Annotated in this window: 27 protein-coding genes; 14 read left to right on the top strand and 13 right to left on the bottom strand. The window is 69.5% G+C overall.

Going from position 1 to position 26,618, the window contains the following annotated elements; translation table 11 throughout:
• Positions 1-47: 47 nt before the first annotated feature.
• Positions 48-1,115, bottom strand: coding sequence for a class I SAM-dependent methyltransferase (locus tag CJ010_RS22730; RefSeq protein WP_141020170.1), 1,068 nt, complete (start codon positions 1,113-1,115; stop codon positions 48-50).
• A gap of 125 nt (positions 1,116-1,240) precedes the next feature.
• On the opposite strand from CJ010_RS22730, the gene CJ010_RS22725 reads away from it, so the two are divergent.
• Both CJ010_RS22725 and CJ010_RS22720 read left to right on the top strand, forming a co-directional pair.
• Entirely contained in the window at positions 1,241-2,272 is a 1,032-nt protein-coding gene (locus CJ010_RS22725; protein ID WP_141020169.1) for a GlxA family transcriptional regulator, read from the top strand.
• Between the two features lie 133 nt (positions 2,273-2,405).
• Entirely contained in the window at positions 2,406-2,867 is a 462-nt protein-coding gene (locus CJ010_RS22720) for an isoprenylcysteine carboxylmethyltransferase family protein (RefSeq protein ID WP_141020168.1), read from the top strand.
• Between the two features lie 31 nt (positions 2,868-2,898).
• Here CJ010_RS22720 and CJ010_RS22715 read toward each other — a convergent pair whose 3' ends face one another.
• The gene (locus tag CJ010_RS22715) at positions 2,899-3,192 is read right to left on the bottom strand and encodes an antibiotic biosynthesis monooxygenase (RefSeq protein WP_240794444.1); all 294 of its coding nucleotides are present in this window, start codon (positions 3,190-3,192) and stop codon (positions 2,899-2,901) included.
• A gap of 165 nt (positions 3,193-3,357) precedes the next feature.
• On the opposite strand from CJ010_RS22715, the gene trxA reads away from it, so the two are divergent.
• Positions 3,358-3,738 (top strand): thioredoxin, encoded by a 381-nt coding sequence (gene trxA, locus CJ010_RS22710; RefSeq protein ID WP_141020166.1) that lies wholly within the window; start codon positions 3,358-3,360, stop codon positions 3,736-3,738.
• Positions 3,739-3,742: 4 nt separating this feature from the next.
• On the opposite strand, the gene CJ010_RS22705 is transcribed toward trxA, so the two are convergent.
• The 4 genes from CJ010_RS22705 to CJ010_RS22690 form a co-directional block, all read right to left on the bottom strand.
• On the bottom strand, positions 3,743-5,269 hold the full coding sequence (locus tag CJ010_RS22705; protein ID WP_168225007.1) for a M48 family metallopeptidase: 1,527 nt from the start codon (positions 5,267-5,269) through the stop codon (positions 3,743-3,745).
• A 119-nt stretch (positions 5,270-5,388) separates the two neighbouring features.
• A complete protein-coding gene (locus tag CJ010_RS22700) occupies positions 5,389-6,915 on the bottom strand; it encodes a DASS family sodium-coupled anion symporter (protein WP_141020164.1) in 1,527 nt (508 codons plus the stop codon).
• A gap of 124 nt (positions 6,916-7,039) precedes the next feature.
• Positions 7,040-8,260, bottom strand: coding sequence for an exo-beta-N-acetylmuramidase NamZ domain-containing protein (locus CJ010_RS22695; protein WP_141020824.1), 1,221 nt, complete (start codon positions 8,258-8,260; stop codon positions 7,040-7,042).
• Positions 8,257-8,880, bottom strand: coding sequence for a DOMON-like domain-containing protein (locus CJ010_RS22690; RefSeq protein WP_141020163.1), 624 nt, complete (start codon positions 8,878-8,880; stop codon positions 8,257-8,259). Before CJ010_RS22690 ends, CJ010_RS22695 begins: the two co-directional genes overlap by 4 nt.
• 123 nt (positions 8,881-9,003) lie before the next feature.
• On the opposite strand from CJ010_RS22690, the gene CJ010_RS22685 reads away from it, so the two are divergent.
• The 5 genes from CJ010_RS22685 (at position 9,004) to CJ010_RS22665 (ending at position 12,780) form a co-directional block, all read left to right on the top strand.
• Positions 9,004-9,900, top strand: coding sequence for a radical SAM protein (locus CJ010_RS22685; RefSeq protein ID WP_141020162.1), 897 nt, complete (start codon positions 9,004-9,006; stop codon positions 9,898-9,900).
• A 92-nt stretch (positions 9,901-9,992) separates the two neighbouring features.
• A complete protein-coding gene (locus tag CJ010_RS22680) occupies positions 9,993-10,343 on the top strand; it encodes a hypothetical protein (protein WP_141020161.1) in 351 nt (116 codons plus the stop codon).
• A gap of 25 nt (positions 10,344-10,368) precedes the next feature.
• Positions 10,369-10,764, top strand: coding sequence for a hypothetical protein (locus tag CJ010_RS22675; RefSeq protein WP_141020160.1), 396 nt, complete (start codon positions 10,369-10,371; stop codon positions 10,762-10,764).
• Between the two features lie 55 nt (positions 10,765-10,819).
• Complete coding sequence (locus CJ010_RS22670) at positions 10,820-12,172, top strand: tryptophan--tRNA ligase (protein ID WP_141020159.1); 1,353 nt, start codon at positions 10,820-10,822, stop codon at positions 12,170-12,172.
• Positions 12,169-12,780 (top strand): DUF938 domain-containing protein, encoded by a 612-nt coding sequence (locus CJ010_RS22665; RefSeq protein ID WP_141020158.1) that lies wholly within the window; start codon positions 12,169-12,171, stop codon positions 12,778-12,780. Before CJ010_RS22670 ends, CJ010_RS22665 begins: the two co-directional genes overlap by 4 nt.
• Before the next feature lie 15 nt (positions 12,781-12,795).
• Here CJ010_RS22665 and CJ010_RS22660 read toward each other — a convergent pair whose 3' ends face one another.
• Positions 12,796-13,968 carry an MFS transporter gene (locus tag CJ010_RS22660; protein WP_141020157.1) on the bottom strand — a complete coding sequence of 391 codons (1,173 nt, stop codon included), beginning with the start codon at positions 13,966-13,968 and terminating at the stop codon, positions 12,796-12,798.
• Entirely contained in the window at positions 13,965-14,450 is a 486-nt protein-coding gene (locus CJ010_RS22655) for a GNAT family N-acetyltransferase (protein ID WP_240794443.1), read from the bottom strand. The genes CJ010_RS22660 and CJ010_RS22655 overlap by 4 nt, the downstream gene beginning before the upstream one ends.
• 238 nt (positions 14,451-14,688) lie before the next feature.
• Here CJ010_RS22655 and CJ010_RS22650 point away from each other — a divergent pair, with 238 nt between their 5' ends.
• Positions 14,689-16,719 (top strand): methyl-accepting chemotaxis protein, encoded by a 2,031-nt coding sequence (locus CJ010_RS22650; protein WP_168225006.1) that lies wholly within the window; start codon positions 14,689-14,691, stop codon positions 16,717-16,719.
• A gap of 15 nt (positions 16,720-16,734) precedes the next feature.
• Here the strand turns inward: CJ010_RS22650 and CJ010_RS22645 are convergent, their stop codons facing one another.
• From CJ010_RS22645 to CJ010_RS22635, 3 genes are all read right to left on the bottom strand, one after another.
• Complete coding sequence (locus CJ010_RS22645; protein WP_168225005.1) at positions 16,735-17,508, bottom strand: 2-keto-4-pentenoate hydratase; 774 nt, start codon at positions 17,506-17,508, stop codon at positions 16,735-16,737.
• Between the two features lie 190 nt (positions 17,509-17,698).
• Complete coding sequence (ggpS, locus tag CJ010_RS22640) at positions 17,699-19,951, bottom strand: glucosylglycerol-phosphate synthase (protein ID WP_141020153.1); 2,253 nt, start codon at positions 19,949-19,951, stop codon at positions 17,699-17,701.
• Positions 19,952-20,003: 52 nt separating this feature from the next.
• Complete coding sequence (locus tag CJ010_RS22635; RefSeq protein WP_141020152.1) at positions 20,004-21,248, bottom strand: MFS transporter; 1,245 nt, start codon at positions 21,246-21,248, stop codon at positions 20,004-20,006.
• Positions 21,249-21,598: 350 nt separating this feature from the next.
• On the opposite strand from CJ010_RS22635, the gene CJ010_RS22630 reads away from it, so the two are divergent.
• Positions 21,599-22,054 (top strand): PACE efflux transporter, encoded by a 456-nt coding sequence (locus tag CJ010_RS22630; RefSeq protein ID WP_141020151.1) that lies wholly within the window; start codon positions 21,599-21,601, stop codon positions 22,052-22,054.
• Positions 22,055-22,081: 27 nt separating this feature from the next.
• On the opposite strand, the gene CJ010_RS22625 is transcribed toward CJ010_RS22630, so the two are convergent.
• Positions 22,082-22,903 carry a mechanosensitive ion channel family protein gene (locus CJ010_RS22625; RefSeq protein ID WP_141020150.1) on the bottom strand — a complete coding sequence of 274 codons (822 nt, stop codon included), beginning with the start codon at positions 22,901-22,903 and terminating at the stop codon, positions 22,082-22,084.
• A gap of 175 nt (positions 22,904-23,078) precedes the next feature.
• Here CJ010_RS22625 and murB point away from each other — a divergent pair, with 175 nt between their 5' ends.
• The 4 genes from murB (at position 23,079) to CJ010_RS22605 (ending at position 25,647) form a co-directional block, all read left to right on the top strand.
• Positions 23,079-24,119 (top strand): UDP-N-acetylmuramate dehydrogenase, encoded by a 1,041-nt coding sequence (gene murB, locus CJ010_RS22620; protein ID WP_141020149.1) that lies wholly within the window; start codon positions 23,079-23,081, stop codon positions 24,117-24,119.
• Positions 24,120-24,132: 13 nt separating this feature from the next.
• Positions 24,133-24,495, top strand: a complete 363-nt coding sequence (locus tag CJ010_RS22615; protein WP_141020148.1) for a cupin domain-containing protein — start codon at positions 24,133-24,135, stop codon at positions 24,493-24,495.
• Positions 24,496-24,602: 107 nt separating this feature from the next.
• Positions 24,603-25,235 (top strand): c-type cytochrome, encoded by a 633-nt coding sequence (locus CJ010_RS22610; protein WP_141020147.1) that lies wholly within the window; start codon positions 24,603-24,605, stop codon positions 25,233-25,235.
• Positions 25,236-25,260: 25 nt separating this feature from the next.
• Complete coding sequence (locus CJ010_RS22605; protein ID WP_141020146.1) at positions 25,261-25,647, top strand: VOC family protein; 387 nt, start codon at positions 25,261-25,263, stop codon at positions 25,645-25,647.
• Between the two features lie 31 nt (positions 25,648-25,678).
• Here the strand turns inward: CJ010_RS22605 and CJ010_RS22600 are convergent, their stop codons facing one another.
• On the bottom strand, positions 25,679-26,509 hold the full coding sequence (locus tag CJ010_RS22600; protein ID WP_141020145.1) for an IclR family transcriptional regulator: 831 nt from the start codon (positions 26,507-26,509) through the stop codon (positions 25,679-25,681).
• Positions 26,510-26,618 lie beyond the last annotated feature (109 nt).

Raw genomic sequence — 26,618 nt, 5'->3', positions numbered from 1 at the left:
CATGTACCCGGGCAGACCATTCCAGCAGGCCCGCGCCCCGGTCGTTGTCAGCGCCGCGCTTCCAGTATCAGGTTGAACGGGGTCTCGGCCGCGCGGCGGAAGTGGCTGAATCCGGCCTGGCGGAACACCGCCGCCAGCTGCGCTTCGCCGGCCTGGGCGCCGAGCACGAGTTCGCCGCCTTCCGAGATCGCGTGGGCGCAGCAGATGGTGCTGGAGGCGGCGTAGTACAGCCGCGCGACCGGCGACAGGTTGTGCTCGACGCGGTCGTGGGCGAAGGGTTCGACCAGCATTACCGTGCCGCCGGGGGCCAGCACTTCGGCGGCGTAGCGGGCGGCGGCGACCGGGTTGCCCATGTCGTGCAGGCAGTCGAAGAAGCAGATCAGCCCGTACTGGCGGGCGGGGTAGTCGGTCGCCCGGCTCACCTCGAAGCGCGCGCGTTCGCCGACGCCCGCCCTGGTCGCGTTGTGCCTGGCGGCGTCGATCGAGGCGGGGTGCGCGTCGTAGCCGTGGAAGCTCGAACGCGGGAACGCCTGCGCCATCAGCACGGTGGAGTGGCCGTGGCCGCAGCCGACGTCGGCCACGGCGATGCCGGCTTCCAGCCGTTCGACCACGCCGTCGAGCGCGGGCAGCCACTGTGGCACCAGGCTGGCGCGGTAGCCGTTCCGGTAGAAGGCGGCGACGCCGCATTGCAGGCGGCCGTCGTGCTCGCCCCAGGCCACGCCCTTGCCGGTGCGGAACGCCTCCAGGGTTTTCTCCTCGTCGAACCACATCGATGCCGGCACCTGCCAGGCGTGAGGGATGAACAGCGGGCTGTCCTCGTCGGCCAGCACCACGGCCTGCTCGGGCGAGAGTTCGTAGGTGTCGCTGACGGCGTGGTAATCCACATAGCCGCCGGCAGCCTGGGCGTTGAGCCATTCGCGCAGGTAGCGTTCGGCGCAGCCGCTGCGGGCGGCCAGTTCCGCGGCGCTGAGCGGGCCGGCGCCCGCCATGGCCTTGTAGAGGCCGAGCTTGCTGCCCAGGCTGACCATCACGCCGCCGTAGGCGGAAGAGAGGTCGCCCACGGCGCGGTTGACGAAAGATTCCAGCCTGGCTTGATCGATGGTGCTTGTGTGCATGATGGCGCTCCTTGCGGGTGGTTTCGCGTACCGGGTAGGTGGCGCCATGATCGGGATGGCGGGCCGTCTGCTGAAGAGCCGGGATGGCCTAGAATCGGTTCGTTCGTGCCACTGCAGCCTGCGCCATGACCACTCCGTCCAATCCCGCTCGATCGCGCCCCTGTCGGGTCAGCCTGGTGGCTTTCCCCGATGCGGTGGTGTCCACGCTGGCGGGCATCTTCGACGTGATGAACGGGATCGCGCTGATGGGCGCCACCCCGGCCGGTGCGCCGCCGCCTTTCCAGGTGGAGGTCGTGGGCGAGGCCACGGGGCCGCTGCCGCTGGCGAGCGGGGTGCCGTTCGAGGTGCAGCGCGCGATCGACGCCGTCGACAGCAGCGACATCGTGATCGTGCCGTCGCTGCTGTTGCGTTCGCCGGGCTGGGAGCAGGGCCGCTATCCCCGCCTGGTGGCCTGGCTGAGCGCGATGCATGCACGCGGCGCCGTGCTCTGCTCGGCCTGTTCGGGCGTCTTTTTGCTGGCCGAAACGGGGCTGTTCGACGGCAAGGATGCGACGGTGCATTTCGGCTATGCGCAGGCCTTCGCCGCGGCCTATCCCGCGGTGGCGATCCACCCGGAGCGGGTGCTGGTGATCTCGGGGCTGCACGAGGAGCTGGTCAGTTCGGGTGCCTCGACCAGCTGGCACGACTTGGTGCTCTACCTCATCGCGCGCTTCGCCGGCGCGACCGTTGCGCAGGAGGTGGCGCGCATGTTCGCGCTGCAATGGCACCAGGACGGTCTCACGCCCTACATGGTGTTCGAGGGCAGGGCCGACCACGGCGACGGCGAGATCCGCGGCGCGCAGCAGTGGCTGAGCGAGCACTTCTCGGTCGCCAATCCGGTGGAGGAGGTGATCAAGCGCTCCAGGCTTGCCGAGCGCACCTTCAAGCGGCGCTTCGCCAGTGCCACCGGCCTCACGCCCATCGCCTACGTCCAGCGCCTGCGCATCGAGGACGCCAAGCGCCGACTGGAGCGCACCGATGTGTCGATCGACGAGATCAGCTGGCGGGTGGGTTACGAAGATCCGGCCTTCTTCCGGCGGCTGTTCAGGCGCACCACCGGCCTCGCCCCGAGCGCGTATCGCCGGCGATTTCGCATTCCTGCCTATGCCCGGCCGTAGTTCGCGGGTGCGCGGCGGCGGTCCAGGTGCGCCACGGCTTGGCCTGCAGGCCCTATCTGGTTCATGATTCAGTTTGCGTACCGGCCTGCTTCCGGTCTGCCCAGTTCATACGTCAGATTTCAGAACAACAGCCATGGCGTTCCTCGAAACCAAGCTGCCTGCTCCCTTCGTCGCGCTGGCCATCGCCGCGGGCATGTGGCTGTACTGGCGCGACACGCAGGTCATGGCGTCCAGCTGGGATCTGCGCATTGCGGTGTCGGTGGCGATCTCGCAGTTCAGCGCCGCGCTGGTGCTGGCCGCCTTCGTTGCATTCCGGCGGGCGCACACCACCATCAACCCCATGCACCCGGAACGCGCTGCGGCGCTGGTGACGCACGGCATCTACCGCTTCACCCGCAATCCGATGTACCTGAGCCTGGTGCTGTTGCTGCTGGCCTACGCGATCCGCTTCGATGCCGTCGGTGCGCTGGGCGGGCCGGTGGTGTTCGCGGCCTACGTCACCCGCTTCCAGGTGCTGCCGGAGGAGCGGGCGCTGGAGGCGAAGTTCGGAATGCAGTACGCGGACTACTGCCGCCGGGTCCGCCGCTGGTTCTGAGTTCGTACCGCGCTGCCCGCTTCGCCAGCGTTCACAGCACGGCGTTGAACAGCTCCAGCTGCGGCGGGCCCATGTAGATTTCGCGCGGGCTCTTGCCGGCATTGGCGTGCGCCTTCATGAAGGCGTCGGATCGCGTCCAGTCTTCGAAGGCTTGTTCGGATTCCCACTCGGTGTGCGACGCGAACAGCGTGTACTCTTCGGTCTGCGGCCCCTGCAGCAGGTGGAAGCGGACGAAGCCCGGCACCTGGTCCAGATAGCTTTCTCGCTGGCGCCAGTGGGCGACGAAGGTTTCCTCGTGGCCGCGGGCAATTCTGAAGCGATTCATGGCAAGGAACATGCTTGTGGCTCCGTATGTCGACAGAGGCCGATTCTAGCCCTGCTCCGGCATTCCTGCCCGCGGCCGTGCCATGCAAGCCGCATGCAGCCAGCAGACAATTAAGTAGTTCGACCCGGCCAACCCCAACTTTCCGACCCACGCGGAGCCATCGCCATGCCCACCATCGAAATCACCGACCAGAACTTCAACGAGGTCATCGAGAACAACCCCATCGTCTTCCTCGACTTCTGGGCGACGTGGTGCGGCCCCTGCCGCAGTTTCGGCCCCATCTTCGAGGCGGCGGCCGAAGCGCATCCGGACATCGTGTTCGGCAAGATCGACACCGATGCCCAGCAGGAACTGGCGGCCACCTTCCAGATCCGCTCGGTGCCGACGCTGGCGGCGGTCCGCGACAACATCATGGTGTTCCGCGAATCCGGCGCACTGCCGGCGAGCGCGCTGCAGCAGGTGATCGACGGCGTGCGCACGCTGAACATGGACGAGATCCGCGCCGACATCGCCGCGCAACAGGCGGCCGGCCAGCAGCCCGGCTGAACCCTCAGGCGAGCGGCCAGGCGGCGCGGCTCGACAGCCGTTCCGCCCAGTCGGCCGCTTCCGCCTCGCCGCGGGCTTTGCGCAGCCAGACGTAGCCGTCGCGGGCGCACTGCTCGGTCAGGCGCTCGTCCTCGCCGGCGGCGCGCGCGAGCTGCTCCAGGCCGCGTTCGTCGCCGGCGCCCAGCAGCAGGCGGCCGTAGATCAGCCGCGCGCGCGGGAAGGGGCCGTCCGGGCGCGCGAGCAGGTATTCCAGCACCGGGCGGGCATCGCGGTCGCGCCCGCAACCCACCAGCGCCGTGCCGAGTTCCTGCAGCTCGAAGGGGCCGAGGCTGTCGAGCGGCCGCGCCGACAATTCCGCCACCCGCCGCCGGAACTCGCTCTGCTTGCCGTAGTGCGCCTGCCATTCGGCCCGCTCTTCCGCCCACCAGGCTTCGTCGAACTCGCGCGCAAGCACGTCGGCGAACTCGCGCAGCAGCATGTCGGCGGCGGTCTTCTCCACCGGCAGCGGCAGTGCCGGCTTGCGCTCGATGGCATCGAGCCGGTCGCGCAGGCAGGGATGGGTGTCGTGCAGGTCCGAGCGGCGCTGCAGCGCCTCGTCCAGCCGTTCGGTGGTACTCCACTCGCCGTAGTTGGCGGCAAAGGCGGCCTGCATCGCGGCGAAGGGCGGGAGCAGCGGGCTGGCGCGGTGGCTGGCCTGAGCATAGAGGCGCGGCCAGTAGTCTTCGGCGAACCAGCGGCCGAGCAGTTCGCCGCGGCACAGGCTGCTGGCGTTGGCGGTGCGTCCGGCGGCGTGGCTGGCGGCGGCGTCGGCCTGGTATTCGTCCTCGCGCGACAGCACGAAGGTATAGGCGTTGAAGTAGGGCGCGAAGCGCCGCAGGCCGGCGTGCAGCAGGCTGTCCAGCCAGTCGCCGTCGGTGCCCTGCACCTTGTCCATCAGCGCGCCGAAGGTGACGCGCTGGCGATATACCCAGGCGCTGACCTTGCCGTGGGCACCGGTGAGGTGGCCGTATTCGTGCGCCAGTGTGGCCGCCATTTCGCGGGTGGACATCGCCTGCAGGTAGGGCAGGCCGATGATGAGGTGGTTGCGATGGCCGCCGAACAGGCCGAAGCGCGGCACCTGGGCGATGGCCGCGTTGAACGAGCGATCTATCACCACGCGATGCAGCGGCGGCCCCTTGAGCTTGTCGCGCACCCGGTCGATCAGTTCGAACAGGCGCGGCGCTTCGTCGCGGCTGACCTCGCGGCCGGGAGGCGGCGGCAGGCGGGTGAGGAAGGCGCGCAGCACGGTGTAGAGGACGCCGAGCAGCCCCAGCCCCATGAGGCCGAGCTGGAACAGCAGCCAGGTGCTGCGGTTGTCGCGCACCAGATGGAAGACCAGCAGCGCGAGGCCGGCGACGAGCGCCAGGGTGGCGGCCAGGGTCAGGTAGGCGATGCCGCTGACGGCGAGCACCTTGCTGCGGAAGCGGGTGGGGTTGTCGTGTGCTTCGAGTTCGAGGCGACGGACGAGGTATTCGTATTGTTGATCGTCCATGGGATCTGGGCCGGCGGCGCTTGTTGTTTTGGCCGCAACATAGCCCAGGCCCATGCAGTCGTCGCGGGCAAAACTCACGGCATGCCGGCCGCAGGCGCCGCCGGCATGCCGCGCAGGGTTCAGCGCGTGGAGAGCAGCCCGAGGAAGCTCCACCAGGTTGCGCCAAAGAGCAGCAGCATCCCGTAGCCGACCGCGCTGATCCACAGCCCGAAGCGGGTGAACTGGCGGCTGGTGAAGGTCTCGGTGCCGAGGCAGACCATGTTCTGCGGCGCATTGACCGGCAGGATGAAGCCGAAGCTGACGACGAAGCCGAGCAGCATGGTCATGCCCATGACGTTGATGTCGCCGCCGAGGCGCTGCAGCACCGCGATGAGGATGGGGATCATGGCCGAGGTCAGCGCGGTGGCGCTGGCGAAGCCGAGATGGATGGCGATGAGGAAGGCCGACAGCGCGGCGAAGATCCAGAACGGGCTGAGGGTCTCCAGATGCAGGCTGGCCACCGCGATGTCGGCCAGCCACACCGCCGCCTTGGTCTGCAAGAGCGCCGAGCCGAGGCTGATGCCGACACCGAACACCACCAGCGTGCCCCAGGGCACCTTGGCCTGCACTTCCTTCCAGCTCATCACGCCGATGCCCGGCAGCAGCATGATGGCCAGCCCGACGAGGGTGGTGGAGGCGGTGTCGTAAGGGTGCAGCGTCTTCTCGGTGCTCCAGAAACCGAGCAGGGCCAGCGAGATCAGCAGCACCCGCCATTCCTTGCCGGTCATCGGTCCGAGCGTGGCGAGCGCCTGCTTCATCGCTTCGCGGCCACCCTCGATGCGTTCGGTCTCCGGCGGGAACAGCCAGCGCGCCAGGAAGTAGAGCGCGAAGGACATCGCCACCGCCCACGGCGCCCCCGCCACCAGCCAGTCCATCCAGCTGGGCGAATCGCCCAGCATCTGGCGCATGAAGCCGACGGTGAGCAGGTTCTGCGCCGCCGAGGTCTGGATGCCGACGTTCCACACGCTGGTGGCCTGGGCGATCATCATCATGACGGAGGCGGCGAACACCGAGCGCTTGTCCACGCCGAAGGCGCTGATGATGCCGGCCATGATGGGCACCACGCAGGCGGTGCGCGCGGTCGCCGACGGCACGATGAAGGACAGCAGGATGGTGACGACGATCGCGCCGATGAGGATGCGGCGCGAGCCGGTGCCGATCAGCGCCAGCGTGCGCAGCGCGATGCGGCGGTCCAGCCCGGTGGCGGTCATGGCCACCGAGATGAAGAGCGCGGCGCCGACCAGCGCCAGCGCCGAGTTGGCGAAGCCGGCCAGGCCCATCTGCAGCGCGCCGTTGGTGCCGAGCAGCACCGCCGGGTCCTTGGGCGAGGGCGCGGTGCCGAGCAGGAAGGCCATCAGCGCGACGATGACCACCGAGGACACCGCGTAGTCCAGCGCTTCGGTCAGCCACACGATGACGGCGAAGGCGAGTACCGCGAGGATGCGCTGGCCGGCCGGGCCGAGGCTCTCGGGCTGCGGCATCAGCAGGATGGCCAGCGCGGCGGCGACGCCGACCAGCAGGCCGACGGGCAGGTGGGGCAGGTGAGACAGGGGGGCGGATCCGGCAGCAGGGGTGGCGCTGCCGGGGCTGGGGCTTGTTGTTGTCATGAATAGGCTCCGGGTCGAGATCGCCGGCGGGGTGTCCGCCGGCCTCCGGAACCTTTCTAGCACTGCCCGAGGTGGGCAATGTTGATCGTGGTCAGCCGCCGCGCGATCGGGCGCGGCGCCGCGTTCAGCGGTAAAGCAGGACGTCCTCGCGCTGTGCTGTCCATGCGGTTTCGTCGGGCAGGGCGAAGGCATCGAGCGCGTCTGGCCCGGCGGCGGGGTCGTCCACCCAGCGGCGCAGCATCTCGCCGCCGTTGATCAGGTCGATGGCGAGGCGGTCGTGTTCGTATTCGTAGGCGAAGTCGCGCCACAGCGGGTAGTCGGGCTGCAGCCGGCGCAGCGCCTTGAAGGCGAGCGCCTGCAGCCGCCACGGCCGGAAGGCGGCGTGGTCGTAGTGCGCGGGGTCTTCGACATGGAACTGCACGCCGCTGCAGAGCTTGCCGGCGTGCTTGTGGAAGGTGGGCTCGAACCAGCATTCGCGCAACACGCAGCCGGCCAGCCAGTGCGGCGCAAAGGCGCGCATCTCCGCAATGACGGCGCGGGCGTCGATGTCGGGCGCGCCGAACAGCTCCAGCGGCCGGGTGGTGCCGCGGCCTTCGGACAGCGTGGTGCCTTCCAGCATCACCGTGCCGGCGTAGGCGCGCGCCATCGACAGGTTGGGCGCGTTGGGGCTGGGGTTGATCCAGCTGCGCTCGCCCAGCGGCCAGCCGAAGCCGGGCGCCGCTTCCGGCTGCCAGCCCTGCATGGTGACGACCTCGCAATCGACGTCGAGCTTGAGCGTAGCGATGAACCAGTGCGCGAGTTCGCCCATGGTCAGGCCGTGGCGCATCGGCAGCGGGCCGGCGCCGACGAAGCTCTCCCAGCCCGGCTGCAGCAGATTGCCTTCCACCGGCCGGCCGGCGGGGTTGGGACGGTCCAGCACCCACACCGTCTTGCCGTGCGCGGCGGCGGCTTCGAGCACGTAGCGCAGGGTGGTGATGAAAGTGTAGATGCGGCAGCCGAGATCCTGCAGATCGACCAGCAACACGTCGAAGCTGTCCATCATCGCGGCGGTGGGCCGGCGCACTTCGCCGTAGAGGCTGAACACCGGAATGCGGTGCAGCGGGTCGACGAAGTCGGGCGATTCCACCATGTTGTCCTGCTTGTCGCCGCGCAGGCCGTGCTGCGGGCCGAAGGCGGCCGACAGCCGGATGTCCGGCAGCGCGGCGAGCGCATCGAGCGAGTGGGTGAGCGCGCGCGTCACCGAGGCGGGGTGGGCGAGCAGGGCGACGCGGCGGCCGGCGAGCGGGCGGCGCAGCGCGGTGTCTTCGAGCAGGCGGTCGAGGCCGAACTGGATCATGGCGGTCAGAACGAAGAGACGGGGGCGGACACCTGCCAGCAAAAGCTGCGGGCGTCGTGGAAATCGGGCCGCTCGCCGGGATGCGCGAGCGCCCAGTAGGACAGCCGGCCGTCGGCGGCTTCGACCACGGTACTGAGGCCGACGCGCAGCCGCGAGACGGGCGTGTCGGGCGGCAGCGCCGCCGCGGGCAGGGTGGCGCTCAGCATCAGCAGGTCGCCGCTGCGCAGGATCTCGAGCTGCGGTGCGCCCGGCGGCGCATCGTCGATCCGTTCGCGGTAGGTGGAAAAGGCGTAAGCCGCCCACTGGCCGGACGGCGCAAAGTTGAACTCGCGGTAGGCGGGGGCATCCTCGCTGCCGATGAAGACCTCGAAACAGGTGTGGCCCCACAGCCGGTCGGCCGGCAAGGGCGTGTCGGCGTCGGCGATGCGCAACTGCGCCAGCGCGCCGCGCAGGTGGTAGTGCAGGGTCAGCCGGCCGTCGGCTTCGAGCGCGATGGCGACATGCAGGCGGATAACCGCCTCTTCCGGCGTATCGGGATGGCAGGCTAGGCGGGCGAGACCGACCGCGAGCGGCGGTATGGGCGGCAGCTGGTGCGGGGGCGGGATGAACGGAGCGGGCGTGCGGGTCACCGGCGGCGGGAATGCGGTCTTGGGGCGCCAAGCTTACCGCAGCGCGGCACCGCTGCGGGGCGCCGGCTTGCGGCGGCACGGCGCGCTGGCCAGAATCCCTTCTTCGCAAGCACGATGCCGCCCATGTCCGACACCTTCCCCATCCGTTACGTCGAGCCGGTGTTCCGGCCGCCGAGCGAAGCCGAATCGCTCATCCTGCCGGTCACCGACGGCTGTTCCTGGAACAAGTGCAGCTTCTGCGAGATGTACACCGCGCCGCAGAAGGCCTTTCGCGCCCGTGACGAGGCCGAGGTGATGGACGGCATCCGCCGGGTCGGCGAACGCTGGCCCGAGGTGCGCCGGGTGTTCCTGGCCGACGGCGACGCGCTGGTGCTGCCGACGCGCCGGCTGCTGGCCATCCTGGAAGCGATCCGGACCTACCTGCCGAACGTGCATCGGGTATCGAGCTACTGCCTGCCGCGCAACCTGCGGCGCAAGAGCGTGGCCGAGCTTGCCGAGCTGCACGCCGCCGGCCTCAAGCTGGCGTATGTCGGTGCGGAGTCCGGCGACGATACCGTGCTGGCGCGGGTGAACAAGGGCGAAACCTTCGATTCGACACGCGCAGCGCTCGACAAGCTGGGCGAGGCCGGCATCGGCCGTTCGGTGATGATCCTCAACGGCCTGGGCGGCGAGGCCTACAGCGCCCAGCACGCCGACAACTCCGCCCGGCTCGCCAATCTCACTCAGCCGGAGTACCTGTCGACGCTGGTGGTGAGCTTTCCCAAGGGCGAACAGCGTTTCCGCGCCGACTATCCGGAGTGGACGCCGCTGGCGCAGGCCGGCCTCTTCGCCGAGATGGAGCGCCTGATCGCCGGGCTCGAATTGCGGCGCACGGTGTTCCGCTCCGACCATGCCTCCAACTGGCTGGTGCTCAAGGGCACGCTGGGCGCCGACAAGGCCCGCCTGCTGGCGGAGATCCGGACGGCCATCGCCGCGCCGGCAGAGGCCCGGCTGCGGCCGGCCTGGGCGCGCGGGCTCTAGCCCGGTTACGCCTTATTACCGCCACCCCGGCCGTCGCGCGCTAGGCTGAAAACGTGGGTGCCGCGGCTGGCACCGCTTTCGAGGAGACGAACATGAACGCCAGGCTTGTTCGCCCCGTAAAGCCGGGGCAAGGGGCATTGCTCACGGCGCTGCTCGTTGGCGCAGCCCTGTTTGCCGCCGGCGCGCAGGCCGGGGTGGCCTCGACCAGCGAAGAAGTGGGATATGCGGTCGGTTCGACCATGCGCGATATCGGCCACGGTGCGCGCGACGTCGGCCGTGAGATCGGCCATGGCGCCGCGGATTTCGGTCGCGGCGTGGGCCATGCCGCCAAGGGCGCGGTCAAGGCGGTGGGCGAAGCCGGGCGTACCGTCGGCCATACGGCGCGCGACGGCAGCAAGGCGCTGGTCCGCGGCCTGAAAGGCGAGGGCGGCGACGAACGCTGATTGCTCGGCACGACGAGGGGACGACATGACGAATCACGCACTGCGGCTGGCCTTGTGCGCCGGCGCCTGTCTGCTTGCCAGCGCTGCGGCGCGCGCCGAGGCGGTCGAACCGGTCCGCCTCAACTGCGGGGGCATTGGCCAGGACGAATCCGAGGCGATGCGGGCCGAGGTCGGCAAGCACGCGCTCACCATCCTGTTCACCACGCCGGAAGGCCGCTACCTGAGCGACGTCCGCACCCGCGTGGAAGATCCGCTCAACGCCCGCCAGGCGGAGGCCCTGTGCGGCCCGATCGGCCAGGTCGACGTCGCCGAAGCCGGCCGCTACCGGGTGGTCGCCAGCTACGGCGGCCGCACCGAGACGCTGTGGTTCGATCTGAAGCCGGTGGGCGGCGCGCGTACGGTACTGCGCTGGACCGAGTAGGCGGTAAGCGCCGGCAGGCGGTACACTCCCGGGCTTTGATCTGCCGGACAGCCCCATGCCCGCAATTTCGCCGTCTGCCCCGTCCGCTTCCGCCCAGCCCGTCCAGCGCATCCTCACCGGGATCACCACCTCCGGCACGCCCCACCTCGGCAACTACGCCGGCGCGCTGCGCCCGGCCATCGAAGCCAGCCTGCGTGCCGACGCGGAGAGCTTCTATTTCCTCGCCGACTATCACGCGCTGATCAAGACCAACGATCCGGCGCGGGTGCAGCGTTCCACGCTGGAAATCGCCGCTACCTGGCTGGCCGCCGGGCTGGATACCGATCGCGTCTGGTTCTACCGGCAGTCGGACATCCCGGAAATCACCGAACTGACCTGGCTGCTGACCTGCGTCGCCGGCAAGGGCCTGCTCAATCGCGCCCACGCCTACAAGGCGGCGGTGGACAAGAACACCGCCGACGGCGAAGACCCGGACGCCGGCGTGAACATGGGACTCTTCATGTATCCGGTGCTGATGGCCGCCGACATCCTGATGTTCAAGGCGCACTCGGTGCCGGTTGGGCGCGACCAGATCCAGCACATCGAGATGGCGCGCGACATCGCGGCGCGCTTCAACCACCTCTATGGCGAGCACTTCGTGCTGCCCGAGGCGGCGATCGACGAGTCGGTGGCGACGCTGCCCGGCCTCGACGGCCGCAAGATGAGCAAGAGCTACGACAACACCATTCCGCTGTTCGCGCCGGCGGCCGAGCTGAAGAAGCTGATCTTTTCCATCGTCACCGATTCGAAGCTGCCCGGCGAGCCCAAGGAGACCGAAGGCTCGGCGCTGTTCCAGCTCTACCAGGCCTTCGCCACGCCGGAAGAGACCGAGACGATGCGCGCGGCCTTCGCCGGCGGCATCGCCTGGGGCGAGGCCAAGCAGGTGCTGTTCGAACGCATCGACCGCGCGGTGGCGCCGATGCGGGCCCGCTACGAAGAATTGATCGCCCAGCCGGCGCTGATCGAAGCCCGACTGCGCGAAGGCGCCGAGAAGGCGCGCGCGATCGCCACTCCCTTTCTTACCGAATTGCGCCACGCCGTCGGCCTGCGCCGGCTCGACACGGCGGTCGAGGCCCGTGCCGGCGTCAAGGCCAAGGCCGGCGCCTTGCCGCTGTTCAAGCAATACCGCGAGGCCGACGGCCGCTTCTACTTCAAGCTGGTCGACGGCCACGGCCACCTCATCCTGCAGAGCGTGGGTTTCGACTCGCCCAAGGGCGCAGGCCAGACCATTGCCCGGCTCAAGCAGGGCGAGGCGATGATGTCGGGGGCAGCGGACGTCGTGCTCGACGGCGCGGTGGTGGGCACCCTGGCCGATGGCCGCGACCAGGCCGCCTACGCCGCGGCCATCGCCGAGCTGGCTGCGGCGTGAGCGCCGGGGGCGACGCCCGCCAGTTCGCACCGGCGACGGCGCGCAACCGCGAATTCATCCTCGACGTGTTGCGGCGGGTGCTGCCGGCCGCCGGCACGGTGCTGGAGATCGGCAGCGGCAGTGGCGAGCACGCGGTGTATTTCGGCGCGGCGCTGCCGGCGCTGACCTGGCTGCCGAGCGAGGGCAATGCCGCCGCGCTCGATTCGATCCGCGCCTGGATCGCCCACGCTGGCGTCGCCAACGTTGCCGCGCCGCTGCTGCTGGATGCGACGGCACCGTCGTGGCCGCTGGCGCGCGCCGACGCCTTGGTCGCGATCAATGTCATCCACTATTCGCCGTGGGAGACCACCCCCGCGCTGCTGGCCGGTGCCGCGCGCCTGCTGCCGCCGGGCGGCGTGTTCTACTGCTATGGCCCGTACCGTCGTCATGGCGCGCACACCGCGCCTAGCAACGAAAGCTTCGACCAGTGGCTGAAGGAGCGCGATCCGCGCTTCGGCGTGCGCGACCTGGAAGTGGTGGAGGCCGAGGCGCAGGCCTGCGGCCTGTGCCTGGACGAAGTGATCGAGATGCCGGCCAACAATTTCAGCCTGGTGTTCCGCCGCGGCTGAGGCCGACGGCCGGCGTCAGCGGTGCGCCGGCGTGCACTGCGCCTTGAGCACGGCCGCTGCCGCCAGCATCAGCAGCGCCAGCAGCAGGCACAGCCACAGCGCCGCGCCCACCCCCCAGGCTTCGATTACCAGTGCGAACAGCAGCGGTGCCGCCGCCGAGACGAAGAAGCTCGGCGCCAGCAGGCGGCCGACCAGCGAACCGTAGGTGCTGGGATCGAACAGCACCAGCGGCAGCGTGCCGCGGGTGATGGTCAGCAGGCCGTTGCCGGCGCCGTAGAGAAAGGCGAAGGCCACCGCGGCTGCCAGCCAGTGGCCGCTGCCGAAGGCGGCGGCGAAGCTCGCTGGCAGTAGCGCGACGGCCAGCAGGTTGAGCGCCGGCGGGCTCAGCCGGCCGCCGGACAGGATCTCCGCCAGCCTTGCCAGCGACTGCCCGACGCCGCGCAGCGCGCCTATGCCCACCGCCACCGGTACGGCCACGCCGAGCGCGGTCAGCAGCGGAATCATGTGCGCCGACATCGCCGCCGCGAGAAAACCGGTGATGGTGAGGATGAGCGCGTAGAGTAGCGCCGCCGTGCGGGCGTCCCGCACCGGGGTGGCGAAGCCGGTGCCGGCTGCGGCGGAGGCGGGCGCCTGGTAGCGGCCGCGCGGCAGGGCGAGATGCAGCGGGATGGAGGCCAGCGCGATCGCGGCGAAGGCCAGCATTGCGCCGCGCCAGCCCCACAGTTCCGCCAGCGCATGGCCGAGCGGCCAGAACACGGTGGAGGCCAGCCCGCCCAGCAGGGTGATCTGCGCCATCGGCTTGCGTGCCGCCGGGCCGCCGGCGCGGGCCAGTGCGGCGAAGGCGGCGTCGTAGAGCGTGCACCGCATCGCCACGCCGAGCAGCAGCCAGGCGGCGTAATAGACGGCGATGTCGTGGGCGGCAGCCAGCAGCGTGCAGCCGCCGGCGCCGGCGAGCGAGCCGGCCACCAGTACCGGCCGGCCGCCGTGGCGCTCGATCAGGCGGCCGACCAGCGGCGAGATCGTCCCCATCACCACCAGTGCGGCGGAAAAGCCACCATGCACGCGGGCCAGGCTCCAGCCGAGGTCCGCGGCGATCAGGTCGCCGAAGCCGCCGATCAGGTAGTAGAACAGCCCCCAGCTGACGAGCTGGCCGAGGCCGAGACAGAACAGCGGCAGGCGACCGATCACGGATGGGTCCGGTCACCGTCGCCCAGTGCGCGCTGCATCTGCACGGTATCGACCCAGCGGCCGAACTTGTAGCCGACCGCGGTGAGCGTGCCGGCGTGGCGAAAGCCGAGGCTGGCGTGCAGGGCGATGGAGCCGGCATTGGCGCTGTCGCCTATCACCGCCACCAGCTGGCGCCACGGCCCGCGCCCGCAGCGCTCGATCAGCGCCGCCAGCAGGGCGCGGCCGACCCCGCCGCCGAGCGCGTCGTGGGCGACGTAGATGGAGTCTTCCAGCGTGTGGCGGTAGGCGGGGCGGGCGCGGTAGGGCGCGGCGTAGCTGTAGCCGACGACGCGGCCGCCGCGCTCGGCCACCAGCCAGGGCAGCCCCTGGTCGAGCAAGGCAGCGCGGCGCGCGGCCATCGCTGCGGCGTCGGGCGGGCTTTCCTCGAAGGTGGCGGCACTGGTGAGCACGTAGTGGCCGTAGATTGCGGCGACTGCGGCCATGTCGGCCTCGGCGGCATCACGGATGAGGAGCGGAGCGTGGGACATGACGAACGGGCAATGACGTTTGTTGGGTGCTGACAAACGCAGTATGGTGCCTGCTCCGGCAGGTGGACGAAAGCGTCGGCTATCCGCAAGCCCGGCGCTAAAGAATGGAGCGCCGCTGACGTTAATCCCGCACCGGTGCCAGGCGCGTACCGGGCAGCCCTTGCCGGGCGACGAAATCGAGAGGAATTCCCCAATGCGTTACCAACACCTTACCGTCGGCAAGCAGATCCTGCTGCCGGCGCTTGCCGTTCTGTTGCTCGTCTTCGCGCTGATGATAGGCCTCAGCGCGGTCATGGCCGAGCGTGCAGCCATCGCCCAGTCCGAGCTGGAACTGCAGAACGAAGTGAAGCTCATCGTCGGTGCGCTCGACAGCGAGTTCGAAAGCGTGAAGGTGCGCGGCGAACGCCAGTTGCGCTTCTTCGAGCAGTTCATCGGCGGCGTGCCGCAGCTGACCGCCGAGCCGGTGTCGACCGGCGGTGTCGAGCTGCCGGCGGTGGTCGCCGGCGGCGTCACCCTCAACGGCAACACCGCGCTGCTGGAGCGTTTCCGCACGCTGACCGGCGAAGATCCGGCGGTCCTGGTGATCCAGCAGGGCAAGGTCTATCGCGCCGCGACCTTGCTGAAGAAGGACGACAAGTCGATGACCGGCAGCGCCATGCCGGACGACGATCCGGTCACGCAGGCGGTGCTGCGCGGCGAGGCCCGCCAGGGCCTGGTGGTGCGCAACGGCGAATACAACCTCAGCAACATCAAGCCGCTGGTCGGCGCGGACGGCAAGCCCTATGGTGCGCTGTCGCTGCGCATCAACCTCAAGAGCGAGATCGAACGCGTCCGCGCCCTGTACGGCAGCGTCGTGGTCGGCCAGACCGGTTACATCGTGATCGTGCGCCCCACCGGCAACCCGGAAACCATAGGCGAATTCGTCGTCCATCCGCGCTTCGGCGGCAAAGTCATGGGCGAGATCCTGCAGGGCGAGGCGCGCCAGTCGGCGATCGAGAACACGGCATCGCAGGGCGGCACCCGTCGCTACATGTGGCTGGACGGCGACAAGCTGCGCGAACGCCTGGGCGTGGTCGGCTGGTCGAAGTCGTGGAACTTCCAGGTGACCGCCGGCAGCTGGACCGACGAATTCCTCGCCGAGAGCGTCCGCCTGCGCATGATCCTGGCCGGCGTCAGTGTGGCCGGCCTGGCGGTCATCGCGCTGGTGCTCGGCTGGCTGGTGCGCAGCCGGCTGGCGCCGCTCGGCCGGGTGGCGGACGCGGTGGTGCAGCTCGGGCGCGGCGACCTGCACGTGCAGGTGCCGCAGGCCGACGCCCGCAGCGACAACGAACTGATGCGCCTCGGCCATGCGCTCAACACCACCGTCGGCCAGGTGCGCGGCCTGGTGGACGAGATCGCGCGCGCGGCCGACGAGGTCGGCGGCTCGGCCCAGCGTCTGGACAAGGGCTCCAGCGGCCTGCTCGACAGCGCCAGCACGCAGTCGCAGGCGGCATCTGGCATGGCGGCCTCGGTCGAGGAGCTGTCGGTCAGCATCACCCATGTGGCCGACAACGCGCGCGAGGCGGCCAGGATGGGCGAGGAAGCGCTGGCCGGCAGCCACGAAGGCCATGAGGTGGTCGGCCGCACCGCGCGCGAGATGGAAACCATGGCCGAAGACATCCGCCGCAGCGCCGACACCGTGCTGGCGCTGGGCGAGCAGTCCAAGCAGATTTCCTCGGTGGTGGGCGTGATCCGCGAGATCGCGGAGCAGACCAACCTGCTGGCGCTCAATGCCGCGATCGAGGCGGCGCGTGCCGGCGAGCAGGGCCGCGGCTTCGCGGTGGTGGCGGACGAAGTGCGCAAGCTGGCCGAGCGGACCGCGACCTCGACGCAGGAGATCGCCGGCACCATCGCCGCCATCGTCAACGACACCCAGGCCGCGGCCGAACGCATGGAAAGCGTGCGCGACCGTGTCGGCGGCGGAGTCGAGCTGGCCCGTCAGGCCGGCTCGGCGCTGGAAGCGATCGACGAGCGTACCGGCCGCGCGGTGAGCGTGGTGCGCGATATCGCCGACAGCACGCAGGAGCAGAGCGCGGCCAGCCAGGAGATCGCCCGCGCGGTGGAGCGCATCGCGCAGATGGCGGAGGAAACCACCGCCATCGCCTCGCGCAACGCGGCCGATGTGACCCAGCTGCGCGGTGTCGCCGGCACGCTCAAGGACGCGCTGGGACGCTTCCGCCGCTGAGCGGTGCCGGGCGGTCTATTCGGCGCTGATGCTCAGTGCGACCTCGCCGATGCCCTCGAAGGCCGCATGGATGCGGTCGCCTGGCCGGGCTGCGTAGAGCCCGGTCCAGGTGCCGGTGGTGACGATGTCGCCGGCCTGCAGGCCGCCGGCGTACTGCCCGGCGGCGTGGCCGGCGAGCCAGGGCAACAGGTAGAGCGGATCGCCCAGCGGGTGGGCGGCGCGGGCGCGCAGCTGTTCGGCACCATTGACCGTCATCACCACTTCGCCGGCGGCGTAGCCGTCGGACCAGCCGTCGGCGACGCCGCTGCCGAGAATGAGCCAGCCGTTCATCTGCTGGTCGGCCAGCCGGAACAAGGGCGGCAGCGTCGGCCAGGCTTCGGCCCGGACATCGCAGATCTCGATGGCGGCCAACACCTCGCCGACGGCGGCGCGCGCTTCGGCCGCGCTGCAACCGGGCGCGAGCGGCCGCGCCAGGCGGACGGCCAGTTCGACCTCTACGCCGACCAGGGTGTGGCGGTCGCGCGGGCCGAGTTCGACCGGCGCCGTGCGCAGGGCGCGGTCGGCGATGGGGGAGGCGGTGGGCTCCGCAGTGCGGGTCGAAGCGCCCATCTTCCAGGCATGCGGGCGGCCTTCGGCGAACCAGCCGAGGGTGGCCGCGATCTCGCGCTGGACCGCGTAGGCGCCGGCTTCGTCGGCGGGGGCGAGCCGGGTGGCGGTGTCGGCCGTCAGCGGCCGGCCGCCGCGCCACGCTTCTGCCAGGGCGGCGGCGAGTGTTGTGTCGGTGGTCATCGTGCAGGTGTTTCCAGGGACGGGTCGGGGCAGGCGCCGCGGCAGGAAACGGCCCTTGCAGGCCCTGTCCATGCCACGACGCTCCGCAACGCAAGGTGGCGAATCTACCGTGCGGCGGGTCTGTCCTTCCGTATGGTACGCGCGCTGCCACCGTAGCGGATCGCCAGCCTGGCTGTGATGCTCAGCGTGTTCACGGCGTGCCCGCCGCGCTCGGCTGCATCGCTTGGACCGCATCGAGAAAGTCCTGCCCCCAGCGTGCGACGTCGTTGTGGCGGACGACGTCGAACAGTTCGCGCAGGCGGGCTTCGGCCTCGGCCCGCTTCATGGCGATGCCGAGGTAGAGTTTGGCGGTGAGATCGTCGAGATCGTGCGGGTTGGTGAGCAGCGCGCCGTGCAGTTCGGCGGCGGCGCCGGCAAATTCGGACAGCACCAGCACGCCGTGGCCGTCGGTCAGGCCCTGGGTGGCGACGTATTCCTTGGCAACCAGGTTGAGGCCGTCGCGCAGCGGGGTGATCCACATCACGTCGGCCATCGCGTACCAGGCCACCACCTCTTCGAAGGGCAGGGCGCGGAAAAAGAACTGCACCGGCGTCCAGCCGACGCGGGCGAAGCGGCCGTTCACGCTGCCGACGGCCTGCTCGATGCGGTTCTGCAGTTCGTCGTACACCGTCATTTCCTTGGCCGCCGGTACGCAGACGGCGAGCAGGGCGACCTTGCCCGTGAGTTCGGGATGGGCGTCCAGCAGGCGCTCGAAGGCGAGGATCTTCTCCAGCGTGCCCTTGGTGTAATCCAGCCGCTCGACCGACAGGATGACGCGCACGCCCGCCAGTTCGCTACGCAGCGCCGCCATGCGCGCAGCGGCGGCCGGGGTTTCCAGCACGGCCTGTACGCGGCCGAGGTCGAGCCCGACGGGATGGGCACCGAGGCCGATGCGACGGCCGTGCACTTCGATCGCGGTTGTCACCTCGTCCAGCCCGACGGCGCAACCGTAGGTGAGGTAGCGCGGCGCGCAGGCGCGGGTTTCCAGCACCTTCAGCGGTGCCACGCCGCGCGCCACGTCGACGAAGTTCTCCGCCTGGCGCGGGATGTGGAAACCGATGTAGTCGCACTGCAGCAGGCTGCCGACGATGTCGCGCCGCCACGGCAGCACGTTGAAGACGTCGGCCGAGGGGAAATAGGTGTGGTGGAAGAAGGCGATGCGCAGGTCGGGGCGCAGTTCGCGCAGGTAGGCCGGCACCATCCACAGGTTGTAGTCGTGTATCCACACCACTGCGCCCTCGGCGGCCTCCATCGCGGTGCGTTCGGCGAAGCGGCGGTTCACTGTCAGGAACACCGCCCAGTCATCCTCACGGAACACCGCGCGCTCCCAGAAGGTGTGCAGCGTCGGCCAGAAGGCTTCCTTGGAGAAGCGCTTGTAGAAGGTATCGACTTCGTCCTTGCTGAGTGCCACCCGGGCGGCGACCAGGCCCGGATAGCGGTCGGGGGCGACCGGGGTATGGGTTTCGAAGGGCGGGGCCTGCCCGGCGTCGTGGATCGACCAGGCCACCCACGAGCCCTTGCGACCGTCGCCGAAAAAGGACAGCAGCGTCGGGATGATGCCGTTGGGCGAACTCGGCTGCCGCCGCACGATGCGGCCGTCGACGGTGCTCTCCTCGTAGGGCAGTCGATGGTAGACCATCACCAGTTCCGATTTGCCCGGTGCCTTCATCGCGCGCAGCTCGGCCTCGACGCCGCCGGGGCCGAGAAAGCCGAAATGGGCGATGGCTTCGAGTATGCCGCCGCAGCCGGTGTGTTCGGCGTGCAGCACGCGGGCGCGGTCGCGGGTGGCATCGAGCAGCGCGGGTTCCGATTCGCCGACACAGACGCCGATGAAGCCGGCCTCGTACATCGACAGGTCGTTGAGGGTGTCGCCCGCCACCAGCACCTGGTCGCGGTCGAGGCCGAGGTGGGCGACCAGCGCGGCCAGCGTGCTGCCCTTGTTCACCCCGCGCGGGAGGACGTCGAGGTAGCGGTCGGCGGAATGGAGCAGATCGCAGCCCAGCGCGTCCACGGCCGCGAGCAGATCGGGCCCGATGGCATCGGCTGCACAGAAGTAGGAACAGCGCCGCTGCTGCGGAACCTCCTGGCGCACGAGTGCGGGAAAGGTGGCCATCGCCTCGGCCACGGCGCGTTCGCCCGGCCAGCGCGCGTCGATCTCGGCCTGCAGCGGCTGCACCGGCTGGCGGCTGCGGCCGTCGACAAGGGTTGCGCCGACGTCGCAGATGATGAAGTCGGGCACCGGGATGGTGGGATCGGACAGGATGGGCAGCACCACCTCCAGTCCGCGGCCGGTGACGAAGGCGAGCCTGATGTCGGGATGGGCGGTGATCAGTTGATAGAGGCGCTGGCGGTACTCGGGGTGGCCTGCAAGCAGGGTGCCGTCGAGATCGGTTGCGAGCAGCATGGGCGGGTCTCCTTTGCGGATGAGCGCCGACACGGATGCCGACTGTTGAGGTTCAACCATGCCCCGGCGGCGTTTCGGATTCCGCCGGGGTCATCATCTCCAGCACGGTGGGCGAGGTGCGCAGCATTGGCACGAAATGCGCCGCCTCCTCGACGATGTCGTCGCTGCCGTGGCGGGCCTGCCACAGGGCATAGGCGGCGAGCGGGCCGAGCATCGCGGTAAAGTGCAGCGGCAGCGCTGCCGGACCGAGCCAGCCCATGGCTGTGCCCGCCAGCAGCGGACCGATGGCGGCGCCGAAGCCGTGCAACAGCAGCAGTGCGGCACTGCCGGAGAGGATGTCCTGGTGGTGGAGGTGGTCGATGAGGTGGGCGACGGCGATCGGGTATACCGCGAAGGCTGCGGCGCCGAAGAGAAAGCCGCCGACCAGCGCGGCGGCGCCGAACAGGCCGAGTACTGCCCACAACAGGCCGGCGGCGGCCGCCGCGCCGGCCACCACGCCGAGCGCGCGGCGCCGGTCGACGGCGTCGGAATAGCGGCCGACCGGCCACTGCAGCAGTGCCCCGCCGAGGATGGCGAGCGTCATCAGCATCGCCACGTTGTTTTCGTCCAGGCCGATGCGGCCGCCGTATACCGCCGTCAAGCTCCAGAAGGCGCCCATGGCCAGACCGGACAGCAGGGCGCCTGCGCAGGCTATCGGCGCCGTCTGCCACAGGGCACGCAGGCCGAGCCGGGGCGTGGTGTGCAGCTCGGGCGGCGCCTGGCGGGTGGCCGCGACCGGCATCGAGGCCAGGCAGACGAAGATGGCCGCGACGGCGAACAGCTCGAATCCGGCCGGCGAACCCAGCCGCAGCAGTTGCTGTGCCAGCGCCAGCGCGCCGAGGTTCACCGCCATGTAGATGGCGAAGATCTGGCCGCGCCTGGCTGCCGGCGCCTGGCCGTTGAGCCAGCTTTCGATCACGGTGTAGAGACCGACCAGTGCGGTACCGGTCAGTATCCGCAGCGCGATCCATACCGGTGCGGACACCAGCAGTGCGTGCAGCAGCACGCAGGCGGCGACCGCGGCCGCGAACAGCGCGAACGCCCGCACATGGCCGATGCGGCGGATCAGCGGCGGCGCCAGCACCGTGCCGACGAGGAAGCCGACGAAATAGGCGGAGCCGATCAGACCCAGCGTCGCGTCGGCGTAGCCTTCGAGGCTGCCGCGCAGGGCCAGCAAGGTATTGAGCAGACCGGTGCCGAGCAGTAACAGGGCGATGCCGGCAAGGAGCGCGGCGATCGGGACGAGCAATGGAAGCATTGCGGAAGGCAGTCCTTGCGCCACCGATGAAGCAGGCGGGTAGATAGAACTGCAGGAAACAAATTTGTACAAATATTGTAGCGCACCAGGTCCGCCACGAGAACCCTGACGGGCGAATGCCGCCCGATGCTTGCCAGCCGCAGCGCTATTTGCTAAAAATCCGCCGTTCGCCGAGTGGGCGGACATCGATCCGACGCGGGGACGACCCCGCCGCCAGAATGTCGGTCACTCCGGGACGACCCGAGCCATCATTTTCGGAGTCCGCCATGTCCCGGAACGCTTCCGCCGCCCCGCGTCAGTCCGCGTCACCGTCACCCCTTCCGCAATCCGCCACGCCCCGGAATCCTGCCGTGCCCGCAGTGCCCAAGCTCCGTTCCTTCCGCGATCGCCTGCGTCAGATCGCACTGTTCGAAATCGGCGGCCTGTTGCTGATCTCGCCGCCCTTCGCCTGGGCGAGCGGCGTGCCGCTGGTCGAGTCGGCGGGGATGCTGGCGGTGCTGGCGCTGATCGCCGCGCTCTGGAACGGCGCCTTCAATACCTGTTTCGACTGGGTGGAAGGCCGTCTCACCGGGCGCACCGCCGACCGCCGGCCGTTGCGGCTGCGCTGCCTGCATGCGGTGTTTTTCGAAGGCGGTCTGCTGATGCTGACCCTGCCGGTGATCGTGCTGTGGAGCGGCCTGGCCTGGGTCGAGGCGCTGGTGGCCGACATCGGCCTGGCGCTGGCCTATACCGGCTATGCGCTGGTGTTCAACCTCGGCTACGACCGGATGTTCCCGATCGATCCGGCGCCGGCCGCCGGGCGCTGATGTGCGGGCGGCAGGCGGTGCGGGGGCTCAGGCCGTCGGTTGCTGCACGATCACGACCTGCGACGGCGTCGGCGCCGGGAAGCCGGCGGCAGCCAGCGCCTCGCGGATGACCCGGTTGCCGTCGAAATACACCTGCCAGTAGTGATCGTTATGGCAGAAGGGCCGCACCGCCAGCACCGGGCCGACCAGGTTGAAGTCCAGGATCTCGACCTCCGGCGCCGGTGTGGCGAGCACGTTGGGCACGGCGAGCAGTTTCTCGCGCAGCAACTGCATCGCCGCGAGGTGGTCGGCGCTGCCGGCGAGCTGGCATTTGAGTTCCACCCGGCGATAGGGGTTGGCGGTGAAGTTCTGGATGGTGTCGCCGAAGATCTTGCCGTTGCCGAGCAGGGTCATGACGTTGTCGGGCGTGTCGATCGCGGTGGCGAACAGGCCGATCTCGCGCACCGTGCCGACCACGCCCGCCGCGCTGATGAAGTCGCCCACCTTGAAGGGCCGCAGCACCACCAGGAAGATGCCGGCGGCGAGGTTGCCGAGCAGGCCGCCCCAGGCCGCGCCAATGGCCACGCCGATGCCGGCCACCAGGGCGGCGAAGGTGGTGGTCTGCACGCCGAAATAGCCGAGGATGGCGACCACCAGCACGATGTTCAGGGTGACCGCGAGGAAGTTGCCGACGTAGCGCATCAGCGTCGGATCGACCTTCTGCCGGCCCATCGCCTGTTGCAGCAGGCGGCCGGCGAGCCCGATCAACCAGCGGCCGGCGATCCAGAACACGATCGCACCGACGACCTTGAGGCCGATATCGGTGGCATAGGTCATGACGAGCTGGGTGTAGCTTTCCATCTGGTCCATGCGGAGTCCTCCCGGAGAATTGCTGATTGGATTTTTTCGGCCTGCGCATTCAGCCTAGACGCAGAATCCGCCCGCCGCATGAAACTTTCATGTCCGCCGCGACAGCGTGTCGCCGCGATTGCAATCTGCAGCCCGCCGGCCTATCTTCCCCCGCTTTGCCGCACCGGATTCCGCCTTGCCCGCCACGCAGCCCGTTCTCATCCACGACGCCGATCTCGCCCCGCTCAACACCTTTCGCCTGCCCGCGCGCGCCGACAGCCTGCTGCGGCTGGCGACGGCGGAGCAGCTCCATGCACTCATCCGGGCGCCCGGCTGGGGGCAGCAGCCGCGGCTGGTGCTCGGTGGCGGCAGCAACCTCATCCTCACCGGCGATTTCCCCGGTCTGGTACTCAAGGTCGAGATCGTCGGCCGCAGGCTGGTGGTGGAAACCGAGGGTGACGACGGCGGTGCCTGGATCGTCGAGGCGGGTGCCGGCGAGAACTGGCACGACTTCGTGCGCTGGACGCTGGCGCAGGGCTGGCCAGGGCTGGAGAACCTGTCGCTGATCCCCGGCACGGTCGGCGCCGCACCCATCCAGAACATCGGCGCCTATGGCGTCGAGATGATGGAGCGCTTCGATTCTCTCGATGCGGTCGATCTCGCCACCGGTGAGATGCGCGAGTTCAGCCTGGCCGATTGCGCTTTCGCTTATCGCGACAGCGTGTTCAAGCACCAGCCCGGGCGCTGGCTGGTAACCCACGTGCGCTTCCGCCTGCCGCGGCGCTGGCAGCCGGTCACCCACTACGCCGACGTCGCCGCCGAACTGGCTTCGCGCCGCATCGCCGAACCGGGCGCGCTCGACGTGTCGGACGCGGTGATCGCGATCCGCCGGCGCAAGCTGCCCGACCCGGCCGAGATCGGCAACGCCGGCAGCTTCTTCAAGAATCCGGTGGTGGATGCCGCCGTCTGGGCGCAACTCGCCGCGCAGCATCCGGCCATGCCGCACTACGCCCAGCCCGACGGCAGCATCAAGCTCGCCGCCGGCTGGCTGATCGACCAGGCCGGCTGGAAGGGGCGCGACCTCGGGCCGGTGGGCTGCTACGAGCGCCAGGCGCTGGTGCTGGTCAATCGCGGCGGCGCCAGCGGTGCGGATGTCGAACACATTGCCGCCGCTATCCGGGCCGATGTCGAAGCCCGTTTCGGCGTGCGCCTGGAGCCCGAGCCGGTTTTCGTCTGAACAGGAATTCCGCATGTCCGCACTGATCGCCTTCACCGATCCCGCGCCCGCCGCCGTCGAGGACCGTCCCGCCGCCGGGCGCGCCATAGGCCAGGCGCCGCGGCGCCTCACCGCCGAACGCTACGCCGCCGAGAATGGTGCGCTGTCCATCGGCGACTGGGCCTGCGAGCCCGGCGCCTGGCGCATCCGCTTCCATCCGGGCCGGCACGAGTTCTTCCACGTGCTGGAAGGCCGCATCCGCATCACCGACGAGGCCGGGACCGCGCGCGAGTTCGGTCCGGGCGATGCCTGCGTCATTCCGGCCGGCTTCGCGGGCGTGTTCGAGGTGTTGGAGGCGGTAAAGAAACGCTACGTGATGCTGGATCGGATCGCGTGATTGCCACAAGATCGAGGCATGGCGACCGGCATGAAGCACGCATCGGAATGTCGTTTGCCCCGCCTTACACCCGAGAACAGCGCCGCGGCGCAGACCAGGATTTCGTCATGATCACAAGATACGTGCTCGCCACTCTTGCCCTCTGTGCCGTCGTGCTTGGCATCCAGCCCGCAACTGCGGCGGAACCTGTCGATGCGGCCCAGATCCTGCAGCAGGGCGCCGCGACGCCGGCGCTGGCAGAAGAAGGCCGCGAGGCATCCTTCTTCTGCGCCAATTGCCACGGCGAAACCGGCAACAGCAAACACGGCGAAGTGCCCAATCTCGCCGGCCAGCACCCGGCCTATGTGCTCAAGCAGATCGATGCCTTCCTCACCGGCAAGCGCAAGGACGAATTCATGCAGGGCCTGATGAAGGTGCTGAGCGAGCGCGACAAGGCGGCGATTTCGCTCTACTACGCCGGCGCGGCGGTCAAGCCGGCGCTGGCCAAGGCGCCGGCCTCGGCGGCGCGCGGTGGCGAGCTCTACGCCAAGCATTGCGCCCGCTGCCACCAGGCCGACGCCCGCGGCGCCGAAACCTTCCCGCGCCTGGCCGGCCAGCAGCCGGAGTACCTGCGCCTCAGCCTCAAGCGCTATCTCGCCCAGTCGGGCGAACGCTTCTACGCGCCGATGACAGCGGCGGTGATGCAACTGGGCGAGCAGAACATCGACGCCGTCGTCGCTTATCTCGCCTCAAAGGAATGACGCAACCGACTGAGCGGAGCACCGAATGCAGATCGACCGCCTGGATCACCTTGTCCTCACCGTCGCCGACATCGAACGCACCTGCAATTTCTACAGCCGCGTGCTCGGTTTCGAGGTCGTCACCTTCGGCACAGCCGGCCGCAAGGCGCTCAACTTCGGTCGCCAGAAGATCAACCTGCACCAGGCCGGCAGGGAATTCGAGCCCAAGGCCCTGGCGCCGACGCCCGGCTCTGCCGACCTCTGCTTCATCGCCACGACCCCGCTGGAAGACGTGATCCGCGAACTCGAAGCAGCCGGTGTCGCGATCGAGGAAGGACCGGTGCAACGAACGGGGGCGACCGGACCGATACGCTCGGTGTACGTGCGCGACCCGGACCGGAATCTGATCGAGATTTCGAACTACCTGGGTTGATCGCGCTGACGGCGGGCGCGGACCGCTTGCCTCAGGCGCCCTTTGCTGCCCCGGTGTTGCCCAGTCTGCTCGAGATGCCCTCCGCGCAGGCCTTCACCTTGCGTGCTGTCGGGCCGTCCCAGGCCGGGTCGAAGGAGCCGGCCGGCCCCATTGCGGTGATCGCCAGCGCGAGGTTGCCGCTGTGGTCGAATACCGGTGCGGAAAACGCGTTGATGCCGGGGATGGGGTTGCCCAGGGCGCGGGCCATGCCGTGTTCGCGTACCTCTGCCAGCACCTCGTCCACATGACGTTGCGACATGCGCAGCGCCGGTTGCGGCGCGGCGGCGAGTTGGGCAAGTTCCTTGTCCACCAGGGGGCGGGTGATGCGCGCCGGCAGCAGGGCGGCGAAGACGCGACCGGTGGCCGACAGCAGCAGCGGCGTCATCACCGTGCCCGGCCGCATGTTCACATGGATGGGCTTGCTGCTTTCCTCGATGCGGACGATGGTGGGGCCGTGGTTACCCCACACCGCGATCGCGACGTTGAGCTGGATCTCGTCGGCCAGGCGCGAGATCTCGGCGGTGGCGGCCTTCAGCGGGTCGAGCCCATGCAGCGCGGTGAGTCCCATTTGCAGTGAGAAGGGCCCGAGGCCGTAACGGCCGGTGACGGGGTCCTGTTCTATCAGCCCGAGCTTGCCGAAGCTCACCAGGTAGGGATGGGCCTTGGCCGGCGGCATGCCGGCCTCGCGGGCGAGATCCTTCAGCATCATGGGCGCGCCGATGCGCACCAGCGCCTGCAGCAGCGCGCCGCCGACCTCTATCGACTGGATGCCGCGGCGTTCGTTGCCGCGTTCCTCGCTCGTTCCGTTGATTTCCGCTTCCACGCTTTTCTCCCTTGTGGCCGGGATCTTAGCAGCTTCACCCATGGCGTCCTCACGTCGCTCGTTTAAGGTCGTATTTGACAATAGCGAATCTATTGACGATTAACAAATC

It is taken from the genome of Azoarcus sp. DD4, assembly GCF_006496635.1.
Taxonomy (GTDB): domain Bacteria; phylum Pseudomonadota; class Gammaproteobacteria; order Burkholderiales; family Rhodocyclaceae; genus Azoarcus.
Note: the sequence above shows the minus strand (reverse complement) of the source record. Positions and strands in the feature narration are given on the sequence as shown.